The 16,846-nt window shown below is 68.8% G+C and carries 17 protein-coding genes; 11 read left to right on the forward strand and 6 right to left on the reverse strand.

All coding sequences use genetic code 11. The annotated features are described in order from the left end of the window. Positions 1-48: 48 nt before the first annotated feature. From ACEN9N_RS26745 to ACEN9N_RS26775, 7 genes are all read left to right on the forward strand, one after another. On the forward strand, positions 49-1,461 hold the full coding sequence (locus ACEN9N_RS26745; RefSeq protein WP_495654919.1) for an aminotransferase family protein: 1,413 nt from the start codon (positions 49-51) through the stop codon (positions 1,459-1,461). Continuing rightward, positions 1,458-3,797: a N,N-dimethylformamidase beta subunit family domain-containing protein gene (locus ACEN9N_RS26750; protein WP_495654920.1), complete on the forward strand. Its 2,340-nt coding sequence runs from the start codon at positions 1,458-1,460 to the stop codon at positions 3,795-3,797. The genes ACEN9N_RS26745 and ACEN9N_RS26750 overlap by 4 nt, the downstream gene beginning before the upstream one ends. Further along, positions 3,794-5,092, forward strand: coding sequence for an MFS transporter (locus ACEN9N_RS26755; protein WP_495654921.1), 1,299 nt, complete (start codon positions 3,794-3,796; stop codon positions 5,090-5,092). Before ACEN9N_RS26750 ends, ACEN9N_RS26755 begins: the two co-directional genes overlap by 4 nt. 78 nt (positions 5,093-5,170) lie before the next feature. After that, positions 5,171-6,007 carry an isocitrate lyase/PEP mutase family protein gene (locus ACEN9N_RS26760; RefSeq protein ID WP_495654922.1) on the forward strand — a complete coding sequence of 279 codons (837 nt, stop codon included), beginning with the start codon at positions 5,171-5,173 and terminating at the stop codon, positions 6,005-6,007. A 42-nt stretch (positions 6,008-6,049) separates the two neighbouring features. Continuing rightward, complete coding sequence (locus ACEN9N_RS26765; protein ID WP_495654923.1) at positions 6,050-6,796, forward strand: energy-coupling factor ABC transporter ATP-binding protein; 747 nt, start codon at positions 6,050-6,052, stop codon at positions 6,794-6,796. Next, a complete protein-coding gene (locus ACEN9N_RS26770; RefSeq protein ID WP_495654924.1) occupies positions 6,789-7,382 on the forward strand; it encodes an energy-coupling factor transporter transmembrane component T family protein in 594 nt (197 codons plus the stop codon). Before ACEN9N_RS26765 ends, ACEN9N_RS26770 begins: the two co-directional genes overlap by 8 nt. Before the next feature lie 31 nt (positions 7,383-7,413). Then, a complete protein-coding gene (locus ACEN9N_RS26775) occupies positions 7,414-8,007 on the forward strand; it encodes a biotin transporter BioY (RefSeq protein WP_413312414.1) in 594 nt (197 codons plus the stop codon). A 9-nt stretch (positions 8,008-8,016) separates the two neighbouring features. Here ACEN9N_RS26775 and ACEN9N_RS26780 read toward each other — a convergent pair whose 3' ends face one another. Next, complete coding sequence (locus tag ACEN9N_RS26780; protein WP_495654925.1) at positions 8,017-8,502, reverse strand: DUF6314 family protein; 486 nt, start codon at positions 8,500-8,502, stop codon at positions 8,017-8,019. 259 nt (positions 8,503-8,761) lie between these two features. On the opposite strand from ACEN9N_RS26780, the gene ACEN9N_RS26785 reads away from it, so the two are divergent. Next, positions 8,762-9,142: a hypothetical protein gene (locus tag ACEN9N_RS26785; RefSeq protein WP_007828449.1), complete on the forward strand. Its 381-nt coding sequence runs from the start codon at positions 8,762-8,764 to the stop codon at positions 9,140-9,142. Positions 9,143-9,220: 78 nt separating this feature from the next. Here ACEN9N_RS26785 and ACEN9N_RS26790 read toward each other — a convergent pair whose 3' ends face one another. After that, on the reverse strand, positions 9,221-9,943 hold the full coding sequence (locus ACEN9N_RS26790; protein ID WP_495654926.1) for a hypothetical protein: 723 nt from the start codon (positions 9,941-9,943) through the stop codon (positions 9,221-9,223). A gap of 218 nt (positions 9,944-10,161) precedes the next feature. Here ACEN9N_RS26790 and ACEN9N_RS26795 point away from each other — a divergent pair, with 218 nt between their 5' ends. Further along, positions 10,162-10,767, forward strand: a complete 606-nt coding sequence (locus ACEN9N_RS26795; protein ID WP_007828446.1) for a DUF6891 domain-containing protein — start codon at positions 10,162-10,164, stop codon at positions 10,765-10,767. A 72-nt stretch (positions 10,768-10,839) separates the two neighbouring features. Beyond that, on the forward strand, positions 10,840-11,835 hold the full coding sequence (locus ACEN9N_RS26800) for an LLM class flavin-dependent oxidoreductase (protein ID WP_495654927.1): 996 nt from the start codon (positions 10,840-10,842) through the stop codon (positions 11,833-11,835). Between the two features lie 6 nt (positions 11,836-11,841). Here ACEN9N_RS26800 and ACEN9N_RS26805 read toward each other — a convergent pair whose 3' ends face one another. Continuing rightward, a complete protein-coding gene (locus ACEN9N_RS26805; RefSeq protein ID WP_495654928.1) occupies positions 11,842-13,572 on the reverse strand; it encodes a long-chain-fatty-acid--CoA ligase in 1,731 nt (576 codons plus the stop codon). Positions 13,573-13,757: 185 nt separating this feature from the next. Between ACEN9N_RS26805 and mnmA the strand changes: the two genes are divergently transcribed. After that, positions 13,758-14,864, forward strand: a complete 1,107-nt coding sequence (mnmA, locus tag ACEN9N_RS26810) for a tRNA 2-thiouridine(34) synthase MnmA (RefSeq protein WP_495654929.1) — start codon at positions 13,758-13,760, stop codon at positions 14,862-14,864. A 1-nt stretch (position 14,865) separates the two neighbouring features. On the opposite strand, the gene ACEN9N_RS26815 is transcribed toward mnmA, so the two are convergent. The 3 genes from ACEN9N_RS26815 to ACEN9N_RS26825 form a co-directional block, all read right to left on the reverse strand. Beyond that, on the reverse strand, positions 14,866-15,357 hold the full coding sequence (locus tag ACEN9N_RS26815) for an NUDIX hydrolase (protein ID WP_495654930.1): 492 nt from the start codon (positions 15,355-15,357) through the stop codon (positions 14,866-14,868). A 13-nt stretch (positions 15,358-15,370) separates the two neighbouring features. Then, complete coding sequence (locus ACEN9N_RS26820) at positions 15,371-15,805, reverse strand: DUF4019 domain-containing protein (protein WP_413312426.1); 435 nt, start codon at positions 15,803-15,805, stop codon at positions 15,371-15,373. A 98-nt stretch (positions 15,806-15,903) separates the two neighbouring features. Further along, positions 15,904-16,617, reverse strand: coding sequence for a response regulator transcription factor (locus ACEN9N_RS26825; RefSeq protein WP_042672645.1), 714 nt, complete (start codon positions 16,615-16,617; stop codon positions 15,904-15,906). Positions 16,618-16,846 lie beyond the last annotated feature (229 nt).

A 16,846-nucleotide genomic window follows, 5' to 3' on the forward strand; every position in this document is an offset into this window, starting at 1 on the left:
CGGCCTCTGCCTATCGTCCAGGGACTGCGAATGAATGGATACCCACCGATGAGCGCCTCGACCGAAGACAACATCCCCCGCACCGTGGGCGACACGCCCAAGGGCGGCTCCGTGCTCGGCTTCTATGCCGCCAAGGGCTCGCCCCGGCCGCCACGCATCGCGTGCGGCGAGGGCGTCTACCTTTGGGACGAGGGCGGGCGCCGCTTTCTCGACGCGACGGCCGGCGCGGTGGTCGCCAACATCGGCCACAGCAATCCGCGCGTGCTGGCGGCCATGCAGGAGCAGGCTGCGCGCGTGAGCTTCGCCTATCCGCGCTTCTTTGAGAGCGAGCAGAGCATCCAGCTGGCCGATCGCGTCTGCGCGCTGGCGGGCGAAGGCTTCGACCGCGCCTTCTTCGTCTCGGGCGGCTCGGAGGCCAACGAGTCGGCCATCAAGCTGGCGCGGCAGTACGCGGTGGTCACGGGCCAGCCCAAGCGCGCCAAGGTCATCTCGCGCAACCCGAGCTACCACGGCTCCACGCTCGGCGCGCTGGCCGTGACGGGCGATGCGCACACCCAGTCGATCTACGGGCCGATGGTGCGCGAGATGCCGAAGGTGAGCGCGCCGCTGTCCTACCGCGTGCCCGCCGGCCACACCGCCGAGAGCCATGCGATGGCCTGCGCCGACGAGCTGGAGACCACCATCGTGCGCGAGGGCGCCGACACGGTGCTGGCCTTCATCATGGAACCCATCGGCGGGCTCTCCACCGGCGCGGCGGTGGTGCCGGCCGCGTACTTCGAACGCGTGCGAAAGATCTGCGACCGCCACGGCGTGCTGCTGATCTACGACGAGATCATGAGTGGCGCGGGCCGCACCGGCGCCTTTCTGGCGGCGCATCACTGGGCCGGCGCGCGGCCCGACCTCGTCACGCTGGCCAAGGGGCTGGCGGCGGGCTACACGCCGCTGGGCGCGCTGCTGGCACCCGACCGCATCGTCGACGCGGTCGCGGGCAGCGGCGGCTTCGTGCATGGCCACACCTACTTCACCAATCCGCTGTCGTGCGCGGTGGCGAACGCGGTGCTCGGCGAGGTGATCGGGCAAGACCTCGTGACCCGCGCACGCGACATGGGCGAGCTGCTGATGGCGCGCCTGCACGAGGTGGCGGCGCGCTCGCCCATCGTGGGCGACGTGCGCGGCAAGGGGCTCTTCACCGCCATCGAGATCGTGGCCGACAAGGCGACGAAGCGGCAGCTGCCGGTGGGCTTCAACGCGCCGGCGCGGCTCACCGAGCACGGGCTGAAGCACGGCATCGCGCTGTACAACCGGCGCGCCAACCTGGGCGCCTTCGGCGACTTCCAGATGATCACGCCGCCGCTGACCATTACGCCCGCCGAGATCGACGAGCTGGCGGAACTGCTCGAACGCTCGCTGCGCGGCCTGGCCGACGAGATCGCGGCCAAGGGCCTGGCCACCGCGGCATGACGATGCAGCAGCAGAAGATTCTTCCGCCCCACCGCAGCCTGCAGGTGCCCGGCGTGCACGGCTACACCGACCGCAAGAGCGTGGCCGCCGGCGAGGTGGTGCGCTTCCACATCAGCAGCGACGTGCCCTACACGCTCTCGGTGTGCCAGCTCGGCCCCGACACCGAGGGACGCACGGCCGACACGGTGCTGCACAGCTTCGAGCCATCCCCGCCGCGCGTGCACCCGATCCACCCCGGCTCCTATGTGCGGGTCGAGCGCGGCCTCGACCAGCCGCTGCGTGCGCTCACGCTGGAGTGCTGGGTGCAGGTATGGAGCGTGGGCACGCGCCAGAGCGTGATCGGGCAGTTCGACCTGCCGGGCGCCTGCGGCTACGGGCTCTTCATCGACGAAGAAGGACGCGCGGTGTTCTACCTGGGCGACGGCGCGGCGTTCCGGGCCGAGGGCCAGCTTACGGGCGGCACGTTGCAGCCCAGGCACTGGCACCACATCGTCGCGACGTGGGACGGCAGCGAGACGGTGCTGTGGATCGATGGCGAGGCGGTCGCGCGTGGTCGCTTCGACGGCCCGCTGCAACCGGGCAGCGCACCGCTGCGCCTCGGCGCCAGCGGCACCGACGGCCTGACGGACGCTTTCCTCGAAGGCGACGTCGTCATGCCCGCGATCTACTCGCAGGCGCTGCGGCCCGACGAGGTGCGCGCGCGTTTCGCCGACCGGGGCCTGCACACGCCGCGCGGGCGCGCCGTACTCGCCTGCTGGCCATTGCGCGAGGAGCGCGGCGACGCGGTGGCCGATTCCAGCGGCCACCAGCGCAGCGGCCGCATCGTGAATCACGGCACCTGGATGATCGTCGGCCCCGCCTTCGAGCCGGGCCGCGTGAACGAGTTTTCAGACGAGGGCTACGACCCGCTGGCCGACCCCACGCGCGGCCACGGCCTGCGGCTGGCGAGCGACGATCTCTACGACTGCCGCTGGCCGGAGAGCCATGCACTGCGCATTCCGCCGGATGCGAAGTCCGGCGTGTACGTGGGCCGCGTGCGCTTCCTGCTCGACGGCCGGCCCGCCGATTACGACATCGCCTTCATCGTGCGCCGCGCCGCGCACCGGGCCCCCGCGCCGGTGCTGGTGCTTTGCGCCACGAACAGCTGGCTGGCCTATGCGGCCACGCCCTTCGCGAAGAACACCGCGAGCGATCCGGTATGGCCGCGTCGCTCCGCCGGCCTGGAGAACAGCCACCCCGAGGCGCCCGCCTTCTGCAGCTACACCTACCACCGCGGCGGCCAGCCGACCTATCAGGTGGGCCTGCGCATGCCCTGGCCCAACGCCAGCCCCAACGCGCTGTACGACCCGGCCGATGCCGGCTTCAGCCAGTGGACGCGGCTGGAGCGCCGCCTGCACGTGTGGCTGGACCGCTGCGGCTACGACTACGACGTGGTGAGCGATCTCGACCTGCACCGCGACCCCGGCCTGCTGAAGGCCTACAAGACAGTCTTCATCAACGGCCACAGCGAATACTGGTCGCTGCCGGCCTGCGACGGGCTCGACGACTACCTGTCGAACGGCGGCACCGCCATCGTGCTGTCGGGCAACACGATGTACCTGCGCGTGAGCTATGACGAGGGATGCACGGTGATGGAGCAGCGCAAGGTGCGCGGCCCCGGCGACGAGGACGGCGCGGAGTCGGTGGAGCTGCGCCCGCCCGCCGGCCCCTACGGCGAGCAGTACCACTCGCAGGACTGGGCGCGCGGCGGCCAGTTCAGACAGGCCGGGCGTTCCTGCGCCGAGCTCATCGGGCTGGAGTCGGCGGGCTGGGCCTTTGCCGATGGCGACGACTTCGGCGTGTACCACGCCACGCAGCCGGAGCACTTCCTGTTCACGCAGCCGCATCCGCTGGGCCTGGCCGAAGGCGCCACCTTCGGCCATGCGCCGGGCGGCGGCCTGCCGCGCGCCATCGGCCATGAATGGGACCTGAGCGTGGCGACGCTGACCCGCATGACGCGCAGGCTGCCGACCGGCGAGAGCCTGCCCGAGTCGCAGCGCGGCATCCAGGTCATAGCCGAAGGGCGCAGGCAGCGCCCAGGTCGTCTCGACGCCTATCTGGACTACTACTCGCAGCCGACCGATTCGCTGGGCGGCCTTTCGGCCGAGATGATCTATTGGGAGCGCCCGCAAGGCGGCCGCGTGTTCAACGCAGGGGCCGTCGGTGCGAGCTGGGTGCTCGGCGCCGACCCCCGTTTCGAAGGGCTGCTGCGCAACGTGCTGCATCACTTCGGCGTCCGGCCCGCGACGGGCACGGCGCATCCGGTTCAATCACCCCTGGAGCACGCAGCACCATGAGCACAATCGCCCCACGCACGGCAGCCATGTCCGATTCCGCCGAACCATCAGCCACAAAGCAGAGCACGCTGCGGGTCATCACCGCCATCTCCATCGGCAATGCGCTGGAGTGGTTCGAGATCGTGATCTACGGCTTTCTCGCCGTGACCATCTCCAAGCTGTTCTTTCCCGCAGAGAACGACACCGTGTCGCTGCTCATCACGCTGGGCACCTTCGGCGTGACCTTCGTGATGCGGCCCGTCGGCTCGCTGGTGCTGGGCGCGTATGCCGACGCCAAGGGGCGCAAGAACGCGCTGACGCTGTCGATGGCGCTGATGCTGTGCGGCACGCTGCTGATCGCGGTGGCACCGACCTTCGCGCAGATCGGGCTGTGGGCGCCGGGGCTGGTGATCCTCGCGCGGCTGCTGCAGGGTTTCGCGGCGGGCGGCGAGTTCGGCAGCGCCACCGCGCTGCTGGCCGAGCAGGACCCACGCAGGCGCGGCTTCTTCTCCAGCTGGCAGTTCGCGAGCCAGGGCGTCACCACCTTCCTGGCGGCGGGCTTCGGCATGGGGCTCAACGCACTGCTCACGCCCGAGCAGCTGCTGTCGTGGGGCTGGCGCATTCCGTTCTTCTTCGGGCTGCTGATCGGGCCGGCGGGGCTGTACATCCGCCGCCATCTCGACGAGGGGCTGGAGTTCAAGCGCGCCGCGCAGGAAGCCGCGCCGGTGCGCGCCACGCTGGTCGACCAGCGCGGACGCACGCTGGCGGCGATGGGACTCATCATCCTCGCGACCATCGTGGCGTACACGGGCCTCTTCATGCCCACCTTCGCGGTGCGGCAGCTGGGCCTGCCGCCGTCGATGGCCTTCGCCGGCACCTTCTGGTTCGGCGTGCTGCAGTTCGCGCTGGTGCCGCTGTTCGGCAGCATGTCGGACCGGGTGGGGCGCATACCCGTGATGCGCGCGGCGGCGCTGGTCATGCTGGTGATGATCGTGCCGCTCTTCTACCTGCTGGTGAACCATCCGTCGGTGCCGGCGCTGATGCTGGCGCTCACCGCCATGGGCGTGGCGGCCTCGGCCTACTGGGGGCCGATCTCGGCGGCGATGTCGGAGCTGTTCCCGGCGGCCACACGCGGTACCGGGCTGTCGGTGAGCTACAGCTTCGGCGTGGCGATCTTCGGCGGCTTCGCGCCCTTCATCAGCGCCTGGCTCATCACGATCACGGGCAGCAAGATCGCGCCGGCGTTCTACGTGGGCTTCGGCGTGCTGGTGAGCCTGGCAGCGCTGCGGGCGGCGCGCGGCTACGGCGTGAAATGAAATAGCAGTTTTTTCCAAGTCGGCGCGGCGCGCCGTTCCTAAGCTGCGGTCATTCTTCAACTTGCCGAACGGATGACCATGCGAGCCAGCGACGCGCAGCAAAAGACAGAGACATTCCACCAACTGCACGAAGGCCCCAGGCCGCTGGTGCTCGTCAACGCCTGGGACGCCGCCAGCGCGCGCATCGTCGAGCGCGCCGGGGCCACGGCCCTCGGCACCACCAGCGCGGGCATGGCCTGGTCGCTCGGCTACGCGGACGGCGAGCGCATGCCGGCGAGCGAGTTGCTCGCGGCCTGTGCGCGCATCTGCCGCGTGGCGAGCGTGCCGGTGAGCGTCGACATCGAAAGCGGCTTCGGCGACAGCGCGCAGGCGGTGTGCGACGTGGCGAGCGCGCTGATCGACATGGGTGCGGCCGGCATCAACATCGAGGACGGCACGCGGCCGGGCACGCGCGAGCTGGCGTCGCCGGAGGTGCTGTGCGAGCGCATCGCCGCCATCCGCAAGCTGGACGCGCGCTTTTTCATCAACGCGCGCACCGACGCCTACTTCGTGCCTTGGGACGACCCGGCGGCGCGCTTCGAGGAGGCGAAGCGCCGCGCTCGGCTCTACGCGGCGGCGGGCGCCGACGGCATCTTCGTGCCCGGCATGTCCAGCCTCGAAGAAATCGCCGGCATGGCCGGCGCGGTGAGCCTGCCCGTGAACGTGTATGCGGGCTATGCCGGTGCGCCGCCGGCCGAGGGCTTTGCGCGTGCCGGCGCGCGGCGCATCAGCCTCGGCTGCGGCCCGCTGCAGTCGGCGCTGGGGCTGGTCGGCCGCATCGCCAGGGAGGCCTTCGAGCATGGCCGCTTCGGCGCGATGGGCGAGGGCATGCTGTCGGTCGGTGAGATCAACGGGCTCTTCGCCGCCACGCCCTGAGCTCCGCGCCGCAAGGGTGCGTTCGGGTACAGTGGGCGCCCCTTGCCGCAGCCGACCCCGCCCGAACCCGATTCCCCGCACAGCATCCGCCTCGAAGCGGTGACGCTGGTGCGCGGCAGCCAGCATGTCTTCGAGGGGCTGACGCTCCACCTGCAGGAGGCGCGCATCGGCCTGATCGGCGACAACGGGGCGGGCAAGAGCAGCCTGTTCCGCCTGATCAGCGGGCTCGACCAGCCGCAGCAGGGCCGGGTGGTGGTGCATGGCTGCGACACGCAGGCCGACCGCAAGCAGCTGTCGAAGCACGTGGGGCTGATGTTCCAGAACCCCGACGACCAGATCATCTTTCCGACCGTGGCCGAGGAACTGGCCTTCAGCCTCACCGCGCGCGGCGAAACGCGGCAGGCGGCGCGGCAGCAGGCACGCGACTTCCTCGCTCGGCGCGGGCTCGAGGCCTGGGCCGCTCGCGCGGTGGGCGAGCTGAGCCAGGGCCAGCGCCAGCAGGTTTGCCTGCTGGCCTTGCAGATCAGCGAGCCCGCCACGCTGCTGCTCGACGAGCCCTTCGCCAGCCTCGACCTCCTGAGCCAGGCGCGGCTGGCCGCGCAGCTCGACGCCAGCGATCACCAGATCCTCGTGTCCACGCACCTGCTCGAACACGTCTACGACTTCGAGCGCGTGCTGTGGCTCGAACAGGGCAGGGTGCGCGACGACGGGCCGGGCCGCGAGGTGTGCGAGGCCTACGCCGAGAACGTGCGCGAGCGCGCCGCATCGGAGCGGGGCCGCCGTGCGTAGCCTCTACTCGGAGCAGCCGACGTGGATGCATGCGATCGCCGCGTGGGTCAAGCTCGCGCTGCTGTCGGTGTGCGGCACGCTGCTGGTGCTGGTCGAACGGCCGGTGCACCTGGCCATCGCCTGTGCGGTGGTGCTGCTGATCTTCGCCTCGCTCGGGCCGCCCGCATGGCGCCGCGCGCGCATGCTGCTCGGCGTGGCGATCGCGGGCGGGATGATCGTCGGCTTCCACTGGGCGATGGGCACGACCTCGCTCGGCGTGGCCAGCGCGCTGCGCCTTGCCAGCGCGGCCACGCTCGCGCTGATGCTCACGCTGACCACGCGCTTCGAAGACCTGCTCGCGGTGCTCGAGGCGGTGCTGCACCCGCTGCAGCGCTTCGGCGTGCCGACCGAGCGGATCGCGCTCGGGCTTGGCCTGATGCTGCGCTTCGCCGAGAATTTCTACGTGCAGTGGCAGCGCCTCGACGACGCCTACCGCGCGCGCGCAGGCCACGGCGGCGGCCTGCGGCTGCTGGCACCGCTGACCATCCGCACGCTGCAGACGGCGGAGCGCGTGGCCGATGCGCTGGCCGCGCGGCTCGGGCGCTGAGCTCCAGTCCTATTCCTCGAAAGCGATCGCCATGACCACCACCACAGGCTCCCTCACTTCGTCCCGCTCGCTCTCCTACATCGCTCTGTTCGCGGCGCTGATGGCGGTGTTCGGCCTGATCCCGAAGATCGACCTGCCGTTCGGCGTGCCGATCACGCTGCAGTCGCTGGGCGTGATGCTGGCGGGCTGCCTGCTGGGGCCGCGCCGCGGCTTCCTGGCCATCGCGCTGTTCCTGCTCGCGGTGGCGCTGGGCCTGCCGTTGCTGCCCGGCGGCCGAGGCGGCCTGAGCGTGTTCGTGGGGCCGACGTCGGGCTTCCTGTTCGGCTGGATGTTCGGCGCCTTCGCCTGCGGCCTGCTGATGCGCCTGGCGGTGCGCCGCATGGCTGGCGCCACGGGCCTGCCGCTGCTGGCGGCGGCCTTCCTGTCGTCGGTGATCGGCGGCATCTTCGTGATCTATGCCTTCGGCATCGTCGGGCTGTCGTGGGTGGCCCACATGCCGCTGCCGAAAGCGGCGCTGGCCATGCTGGTCTTCATTCCCGGCGACCTGATCAAGTGCGGCCTCTGCGCGATGCTCGTGCAGACCGTGATGCGCGGCATGCCGGGCTGGCGCCTCGATCGCGACTGACCCGTCGATCTAGCCGCCGCGCCGTGTGAAGACGGTGGCCGAGAGATAGTCCTTGCGCGGGCCGCGCACCGCGTGGCGGATCGTGAAGGAGCCGTCCGGCAGAAAGCGGTAGCCGCTGTCGTAGGTGTCGGGCGTGCACAGATGGGTGGCCGACCCCGCGAGCACATCGCCGTCGCGCACGATGCCGATGGCGTGGAACAGGCGCGTCGGGCTCTCGGCAAAGTGCACCGCGAAGCCACCGGGAGTGCGCTCGAAGAAGTATTCGCGATGCCCGTCGAACTCCTTGCCGTCGGCCAGCCGGATCCGGCCCTCTTCGCGGTACTTCAGCATTCCAGTCTCAAGCGGCGTGAACACCGCGACGCCGCTCATGGAGGCCTGGCCCTCGATGGTCCGCTCCAGGTCCCACGCGCCTGCCAGCCCGTCGAAGACGGTGTCCGCGGTGCCCCAGGCCGCCAGGGGTGGGAGGGGTGGAAGAGGGGAGGCGGGCTCGCGCATGCAAAGACTCTACGGCAAGCCGCGATCTCCTCCGGAAACGGGAGATTGTTTCCAACGTGTGAACGCCGTGGTTCTGTTTGCTAAGGGTTTTTACTTAGATAACGACGCACAATTCATCTCACAGACCGGCCCCCAAGCCGATCTGGGTGAACAGGGCCCCGAGCGAGGTGGCCGCCCCCCGACGGGGCGGTGACCCACCCAAGACCGGTTCGAAATCATCCAAGTGCAAAAGAACTGAAACGAATTGAAGGACATCCAAATGACCGCCTCGAAGCTCCTCTCCGCTATCTCCATCGCCCTGCTGGCCGCTGCCGGCGCCGCTCACGCTGAATCGTACGAAGGCGTGCACCAGCTGACCTCGGCCGCCAGCCGCGCCGACGTCGCCGGCCAGGCCGTGGTTGCTGCCCACAGCGCCAACCCTTACGCCACCGGCGCCGATGCCGGCCCGGCCCGCGCGATCGTCTCGACCGTCAGCCGCGCCGCCGTTCGCGCCGATGCCGTGGCCGCTGCGCACAGCGCCGATCCGTATGCCGAAGGCGCTTCCGCCGTTGCGGCACCGGTCTTGGCCAGCACGGTGGACCGCGCCGCGGTGCGTGCCGCCGCCCGCGCTGCAGCCCGCGGCGACAGCCTGCCGCTGTAATCCGCCGCGGCAGCCTCCCGCCTGGCGAAAGACAGAAACCGGGCCATGCGTTTGCATGGCCCGGTTTTTTTGGCCGGCTCAGCCCGAAGGCAGTTCCCGCAGCGCCGCCACGAGGAAGGGCGGGCCGCCGGGCAGCGCCGCGTCGTGCAGCGTGATGAACCATTGCGTCGCGCCTTCGTGCGCTGGGCCCGCGCGCAGCGTCCACGCATAGACCCGCCGGCTGCCGCGCGCATCGTCGGTGGCTTCGCAATGCGCCACCGTTTCGCCGCGGCACTCGTCGACCAGCACGGCGTGGCCGTCGGGGTCGTGGCGGATCGCGCGCTGCATCAGGCGCACGCGGATGCGCTCCGGCGCCGCGGTGCGTTCGCCGTCCCGCGCGGGCGGCACTGTCGCGCGCAGGCGCTGGTCCAGCGGCATGTCCGCGCGGAAGCCTTCGCCGCGTTCAAGCGACATGTTTTCGAGTGCCACGCGCACGCGGCGGCGCTCGCGCAGCGTGGTCACGAGGAACATCACCGTCGACGCCCAGAAGATGCCGGAGAACGGCAGCCCCACCAGCAGCCAGAGCCACTGCCAGCCGCCGCGCAGCGACCACGTGACGGCCTGGAAGCCGAACGCGGCCATGAAGGCCAGCACCGCCAGCGCGACCAGCCATGCGATCCAGTCGGAGAACGGCTTCTGCATGCGCTCGGTGGCCTGTGGCGCGTCGGAGCACCATTCGGTGGGCACGTGTTCGTCGAAAGGCGGCAGCCCGGCCACGCGAGGGTGGGCGATCAGGTCGATGGAAGGATGGCGCTGCGGCATGAAGAGCCGCCGAGCATAGCCAGCCGCAGGGGGCCGCGTTGCATTGCCTTGTCCTGGCGCATCCTTCATGATGGCGCGGCGCGGAAGGGGTGGCCGCAGGGGCTCATGCTTTCGCATTACTGCGCCGCTCTGGTGCGGTGGGCGAAAATAAACCGCTCCCGCCAGCAGACAAACAAGAAAGCACGATTCGTCGCCGCCGATGCGGCAACCCAACACGCATGGCCCTCACTCTCGATCCCGAAGACACACGCGGACGCATCCACGATCTTGTGTGGAGCGGCTTCCATCCCGATGCCGACGTCGAATGGATGATCACCGACGAGTACCTCGATCCGGATGAGCTCTCCGCCGAGGACCGTGCCTGGGTGAAGGCCGAGGCCGCACGCGCCTGCGCCGCCAAGCGCGCGGCTGAATCCGGGTGGCCCGCGCAGACCGAATACGACCGGCTCGAAGCGGTATTCGCGCAGCTGCGCGGCGAGAAGATCATTGCGCTGCATCGCGCGGGCAACACGCTGGCCGACGGCCACGACGACGTGCGCGAGCAGTGGCGCGCCGCGGGGCGGCTGGCCTCGGGCGTTCGCGGCTGCTGCTTCTATCACTCGCAGGACCTCGACACCGCGGTGCGCACCGGCCGCCTGCGCCTGGCCTTCAGCGGCGGCATGATCCCCGAGATCGAGCAGCGCGAAGCCAACACCGTGGTGGTGGGCCACCGCATCGTGGAGTTGCTGCGCGCGGCCGGCTTTGGCGCGCATTGGAGCGGCAACGTCGACGAGCGCATCGAAGCCGACCTCGGCCAATGGCGCAAGCGGAGCCCCGGCGCGTGAGCGTGATGACGCCATACCCAAACGAATAGCCCCTCGCGCGACGGCTTCGGCGGTTCGCGCCATGATCGCGCCATGATTCCGTTATCGATCCTCGACCTTTCCCCGATCACCGAAGGCAGCGACGCCGCGCAGTCGTTCCGCAACTCGCTCTCGCTGGCGCAGCATGGCGAGAAGCTGGGCTACACGCGCTACTGGCTGGCCGAGCACCACGGCATGCCGGGCATCGCGAGCGCGGCCACTGCGGTGCTGCTGTCGTATGTGGGGGCGGGCACGTCGACCATCCGCATCGGCGCCGGCGGCGTGATGCTGCCGAACCATTCGCCGCTCGTGATCGCCGAGCAGTTCGGCACGCTAGAGTCGCTGTACCCGGGGCGCATCGACCTCGGCCTCGGGCGCGCACCGGGCTCCGACCAGCGCACCGCGCGGGCCTTGCGGCGCAACCTTGAATCGGACGCGGACCAGTTTCCGCAGGACGTGATCGAGCTGATGGACTTCATGTCGAAGACGCCGCAGCAGCCGGTGCGGGCCGTGCCCGGCGCGGGGCTCGAGGTGCCGGTGTGGATCCTCGGTTCGAGCACCTTCGGCGCGCAGCTCGCGGCGCACCTGGGCCTGCCCTACGCCTTTGCCTCGCACTTCGCGCCGCAGCAGATCATGCAGGCCATCCAGATCTATCGCGAGACCTTCAAGCCCTCGGCGCAGCTGCAGAGGCCGTACGTGATGCTGGGCTTCAACGTGTTCGCGGCCGACACCGATGCCGAAGCCGAGTTCCGCGCCACCTCGTGGCAGCAGGCTTTCGTGAACCTGCGCAGCGGCCGGCCGGGGCGCCTGCCGCCGCCGGTGGAAAACTACCGCCAGAAGGTCGGGCCGGCGGAGAACGCGCTGCTCGACTCGGTGCTGTCGTGCTCGGCGGTCGGCTCGGTCGAGACGGTGAAGAAGGGCGTGGAAGCTTTCGTCGCACGCACCGGCGCCGACGAACTCATGATCACCTCACAGGTGTTCGACCATGTCGCCCGGCTGCGCTCCTACGAGCTGCTGGCCGAGGCTTTCGGCCAGCAGAAGAAGCAGTAGCCTGGCTCACGCCGCCCGCTTGCGGGCTTCCTCATCGACGAGATCCTTCTTCGAGAGCTTGCCCACGGGTGTCTTGGGCAGCTCGGCGCGGATCTCCAGCGCGCCGATCATCTCGTGCTTGCCCAGGCGGTTCTTCAGGAATGACTTGAGCTCGTCGAGCGTCAATTCGGGCGCGCCTTCCTTCAGCTTCACGAAGGCCTTGGGCGACTGGCCGCGGTACTCGTCGGGGATGCCGATCACGCAGACCTCGGCCACCGAGGGATGCTCGTACACCGCCTCTTCCAGCACGCGCGGATAGACGTTGTAGCCGCCGCAAAGCAGCATGTCCTTGGTGCGGTCGACGATGTAGAGGTAGCCGTCGGAATCCATCTTCGCCACGTCGCCGCTGCGGAAGTAGCCGTCGGCCGTCATCGACTCGGCCGTGGCCTTGGGGTTGTTCCAGTAGCCCTTCATCACGTTCGGGCCCTTGATGCAGAGCTCGCCAGCCTCGCCGAAGGCGGTGACGTCCTTCGAGGGATCGTCCAGGCTCACGAGCTTGATGCGCACCTGCGGCAGCGGCATGCCGCACGAGCCTGCCTTGCGCAGGCCGCGTGCGGGCGTGAAGGTGCCCACGGGCGAGGTCTCGGTCATGCCCCAGCCCTCGTTGAGGTGGCAGCCGGTGAGCTCGAAGAAGCGCTGCTCCACTTCCACCGGCAGCGGCGCGCCGCCGGAGCCGCAGAACTTGAGCGAGCGCAGGTCCATCTCCTTCGCCTTGGGGTGCGAGAGGATGGCGGTGTACATCGTCGGCACGCCGGGGAACACGCTGATCCGGCTGGCGGCGAGCTCGTTCATCACCGCGTCGACGTCGAAGCGCGTGTGCAGCACCAGCGCCGCGCCCAGGCGCACGCCAAGCAGCATCGCGGCGCTGAGCGCGAAGATGTGGAAGAGCGGCAGCACCACCAGGAAGCGCTCGGTGCCCTCGACCAGGATGGGCGGATCGCCCTTGGTCGATTCGTAGTACTGCGCCGAGGCCGACGTGAGATTGGCGTGCGTGAGCATCGCGCCCTTGGGCAGGCCGGTGGTGCCGCCGGTGTACTGGAGCACCACGATCTCTTCGGCGAGGTCGCCCAGCGGATAGGTCTTGTGGGCGCCTTCGCTCCTGAGCAGGTCGGTGAAGCGCACGTGCCGGTCGTCCACGGGCACGGGGGCGATCTGGCCGGCGCCCTGCAGCTGGGCCTGCACCTTGTCGCCCATGGCGCCGTAGTCGCCGAGGCTGCCGACCACCAGCGTCTTCAGGCGGGAGTTGTCGAGCAGGCGCGCCATCTGCGGGTAGAGGTTGACGAGGTCGAGCGTGACCAGGATGTCGGTGCGGCTGTCCTCGATCTTGTGGGCCAGCACGCGCTCGGCGTCGAGCGGCGAATAGTTCACCACCGTGCCGCCGGCTTTCAGCACGGCGAAGAAGGCGATCGGGTAGTGCGGCGTGTTCGGCAGGTAGAGGCCCACGTGCACGCCGGGCTTCACGCCCAGGTCCTGCAGGCCCTTGGCCGCGCGCTCGACGGCGGCGCCGAGTTCGCGGTAGGTGATGACCTGGCCCATGAACTCGACGGCGGAGCGCTCGGGCCAGCGCTCGACGGCCTCGTCGAGCATCTGCTGCACCGGCTTCACGGGCAGCTCGGCGTCCCAGCGCATGCCCGCGGGGTAGGCGCGTGTCCAGGGGAGGGTGTCGCCGGAATTCGAGGCGGTGGAAGGTGTGGCCATGCGTCTTGTCTCCGCTTGCTGTTGTCGTGAATGGCGTGGCGGGTCTTGCTGCCGCTTCGTCCGGAATCACTTTAGCGCCGGCCCTCCCGTCGATGGCCCGTGGGCTGACAAACCGGCGACACGGGTTTTCCCGATTTCCCACACGCCGGAAGCCCCTTCGACGGGGCTGGGACAATAGGGGGCTTATGGCAAAGCATCGGATCGTTGTGGGACTGAGTGGCGGAGTGGACTCCGCGGTGACGGCGCACCTGCTCAAGCAGCAGGGGCACGAGGTGGTCGGCATCTTCATGAAGAACTGGGAAGACGACGACGACAGCGAATATTGCTCGTCGAACATCGACTTCGTGGACGCCGCCAGCGTGGCCGACGTGCTGGGCATCGAGATCGAGCACGTCAACTTCGCGGCCGACTACAAGGACCGCGTGTTCGCCGAGTTCCTGCGCGAATACAAGGCCGGCCGCACGCCGAACCCCGACGTGCTGTGCAACGCCGAGATCAAGTTCAAGGCCTTCCTCGACCATGCCATGCGGCTCGGTGCCGAGAAGATCGCGACCGGGCACTATGCGCGCGTGCGCCTGAACGAGGGCACCGGCAAGCACGAACTGCTCAAGGGGCTCGATCCGTCGAAGGACCAGAGCTACTTCCTGCACCGCCTGAACCAGGCGCAGCTGTCGAAGACGCTGTTCCCGGTCGGCGAACTGCACAAGACCGAGGTGCGCCGCATCGCGGAAGAGATCGGCCTGCCCAACGCGAAGAAGAAGGACTCGACCGGCATCTGCTTCATCGGCGAACGGCCGTTCCGTGAGTTCCTCAACCGCTACATCTCCAAGGAGCCCGGCCCCATCAAGGACGACCGCGGCCGCAAGCTGGGCGAGCACCAGGGGCTGAGCTTCTACACGCTGGGGCAGCGGCAGGGGCTGGGCATCGGCGGCGTGAAGGAAAAGGGCGCGCAGCGCGGCTCGGGCGACCATTCGCCGTGGTTCGTGGCGCGCAAGGACGTCGAGAAGAACACGCTGTGGGTGGTGCAGGGGCACGACCATCCGTGGCTGCTGTCGTCGGCGCTGAAGGCGGACGATGCGAGCTGGGTCTCCGGCGAGCCGCCGGCGCCGGGCAGCTACGGCTCGAAGGCGCGCTACCGGCAGGCCGATGCGGCCTGCGAAATGGATGCTGGGGAAGACTCCGGCGCCGCCTTCGCCTTGCGCTTCGGTGAGCCGCAATGGGCCGTTACGCCGGGGCAGTCGGCCGTGCTCTACGACGGCGAACGCTGCCTTGGCGGCGGCGTCATCGTCTGACTCAGGGCGCCGAGCGCACCGATTCGTCGACGTGGACCACGTCCAGCGGGTGGCGCTTGCCCGCCAGATGGTCTTCGATGCACTGCAGCAGCAGCGGGCTGCGGTGCCGCGCCACGCTGGCGCGGATTTCATCCGCCGTCATCCAGACGGTGCGCACGATGCCTTCATCGAGCGGGCGGCCTTCTTCGAACGCGCCCAGCGTGCCCGCGAAGGCGAAGCGCATGTAGGTGGTGTCTTCGCTCCGCTCGGCCAGCGGCCGGGAGCGCGCCATGTAGACGCCGATGAGCGCCGTTGGCGTGAAATGATGGGCGGTTTCCTCGAGGGTTTCGCGCACGCAGCCCTCGGCCGGGGATTCGCCGGGGTCGAGGTGCCCCGCGGGCGTGTTGAGCCGCAGGCCATCGGCAGTCTGCTCCTCGACCAGCAGGAAGCGCCCGTCGCGCTCGATCACCGCGGCCACGGTGACGTTGGGTTTCCAGCGCGGGCCTGCTGCCATGTTTTCGGCCTTCTTATTTCAGCGCGTAGCCGCTGAAGCGCCAGACACGATCGCTGTCGAGGTGAAAGCTCACGAGTTCGCGCAAGGTGCCGTCGGGCTTGTTCGCGAAGCGGGTCTCGTATTCGACGCTGACGTACTGGCCGGCCGTATCGCCGTCGGCGTCGGCCACGATCTGGCGGTTGACCGACACCCAGATGCGCATCTGCGGTGCGCCGATCGGGGCGCGACTCCTGGCGATCTGGGTGGTGAAATCGTTGCGCGTCACGCGCTTGCGGGCGGCGGGGGTGGCGCCGTCCCACAGTTCGCCGGCCTTGCCCTGGTCGATCATCTGGATCGCCTGCATGCCGCCTCGCACCATGTCGCTGGCTTCGACCTCTTGTGCGGCGGCCGGGCCGAACCAGCTCCAGAGCAACGTGGCTGCGAGCAGCAATCGGATCATCGGGTTCATTCGTCTCAATCTTTCTGGGGGCTCACAGCCAATCCTGCAAGGCTGGGGGCGCAACGGTGGAAACCGTTCGAGACTTTAGCGTGCCGGAGATTCCCGGCTCAGCGCACGCCGGTCCCCGACAGCGCATCGGCCTCGATCGTTTCCAGCCTGTACCCCAGGCCGTAGATGGCCAGCAGCAGGAAACCATTCGCGGGGCGCAGGTCGAGCTTGGTCCGCAGGCGCGAGATGTGGGTGTCGAGCGATCGCGACAGCGCCTCGACGCCAAGGCCCCAGACGGCCTCGTGCAGGTGTTCGCGCGAGAGCAGCCGCCCGAGGTTCTGGAACAGGAACAGCGCGAGTTCGTACTCCCGGTTCTTCAACTCGACCTGCACCCCGCGAACCTTCAGGAGCCGCGAGGGCGGATAGAAGTGGTAGGGGCCGAAGATCAGCTCGGCCTCGTGCTGGGCCGGGTAGGAGCGGCGCAGCAGCGCATTCACGCGAGCTTCGAGTTCACCGGCGCGGGCGGGCTTGACCATGAAGTCGTCCGCGCCCGCATTGAGGCCTTCGACCAAATCTCCCTCGTCGTGCCTGTCGGTCACGAAAAGAATGGGAAGCCGGCTGTTGAGTTCGCGGCGGATGGACTTCACGACGTCGGGGCCCTTCATGTCGGGCAGATTCCAGTCGAGTATCAGCAGGTCGAAGGTCTGCCGGCGCATCGCCTGCAACAGCGCCCTTCCTTCCGTATAGGAATGGCACTCGTGCTCGAGTGCCGTCATGGTTTGGCTGATCCGCTTGGGTTGATCTACACCGTCGTCGAGTACTGCAATTCGCATTCCATCCCCTTCTTCCTCCTTCGTCAGTCTCGGTGAGCTGACGATTTGGGGTCGAAGTGTATCCATCTGCGACTAACGTAAAGTTCAAAGGCCGCAACTAATGCACGCAAATCGCATTTTCCAGATTAATTGTTAATAAATTTGGTCACAATTAGATGCAAATGGTGAATTGGATTGTGAATCTCATTAATGACTGTTAACAATTTTTTACTGGACAAACGGCCTTAAT

This window comes from Variovorax sp. Varisp46 (genome assembly GCF_059491885.1).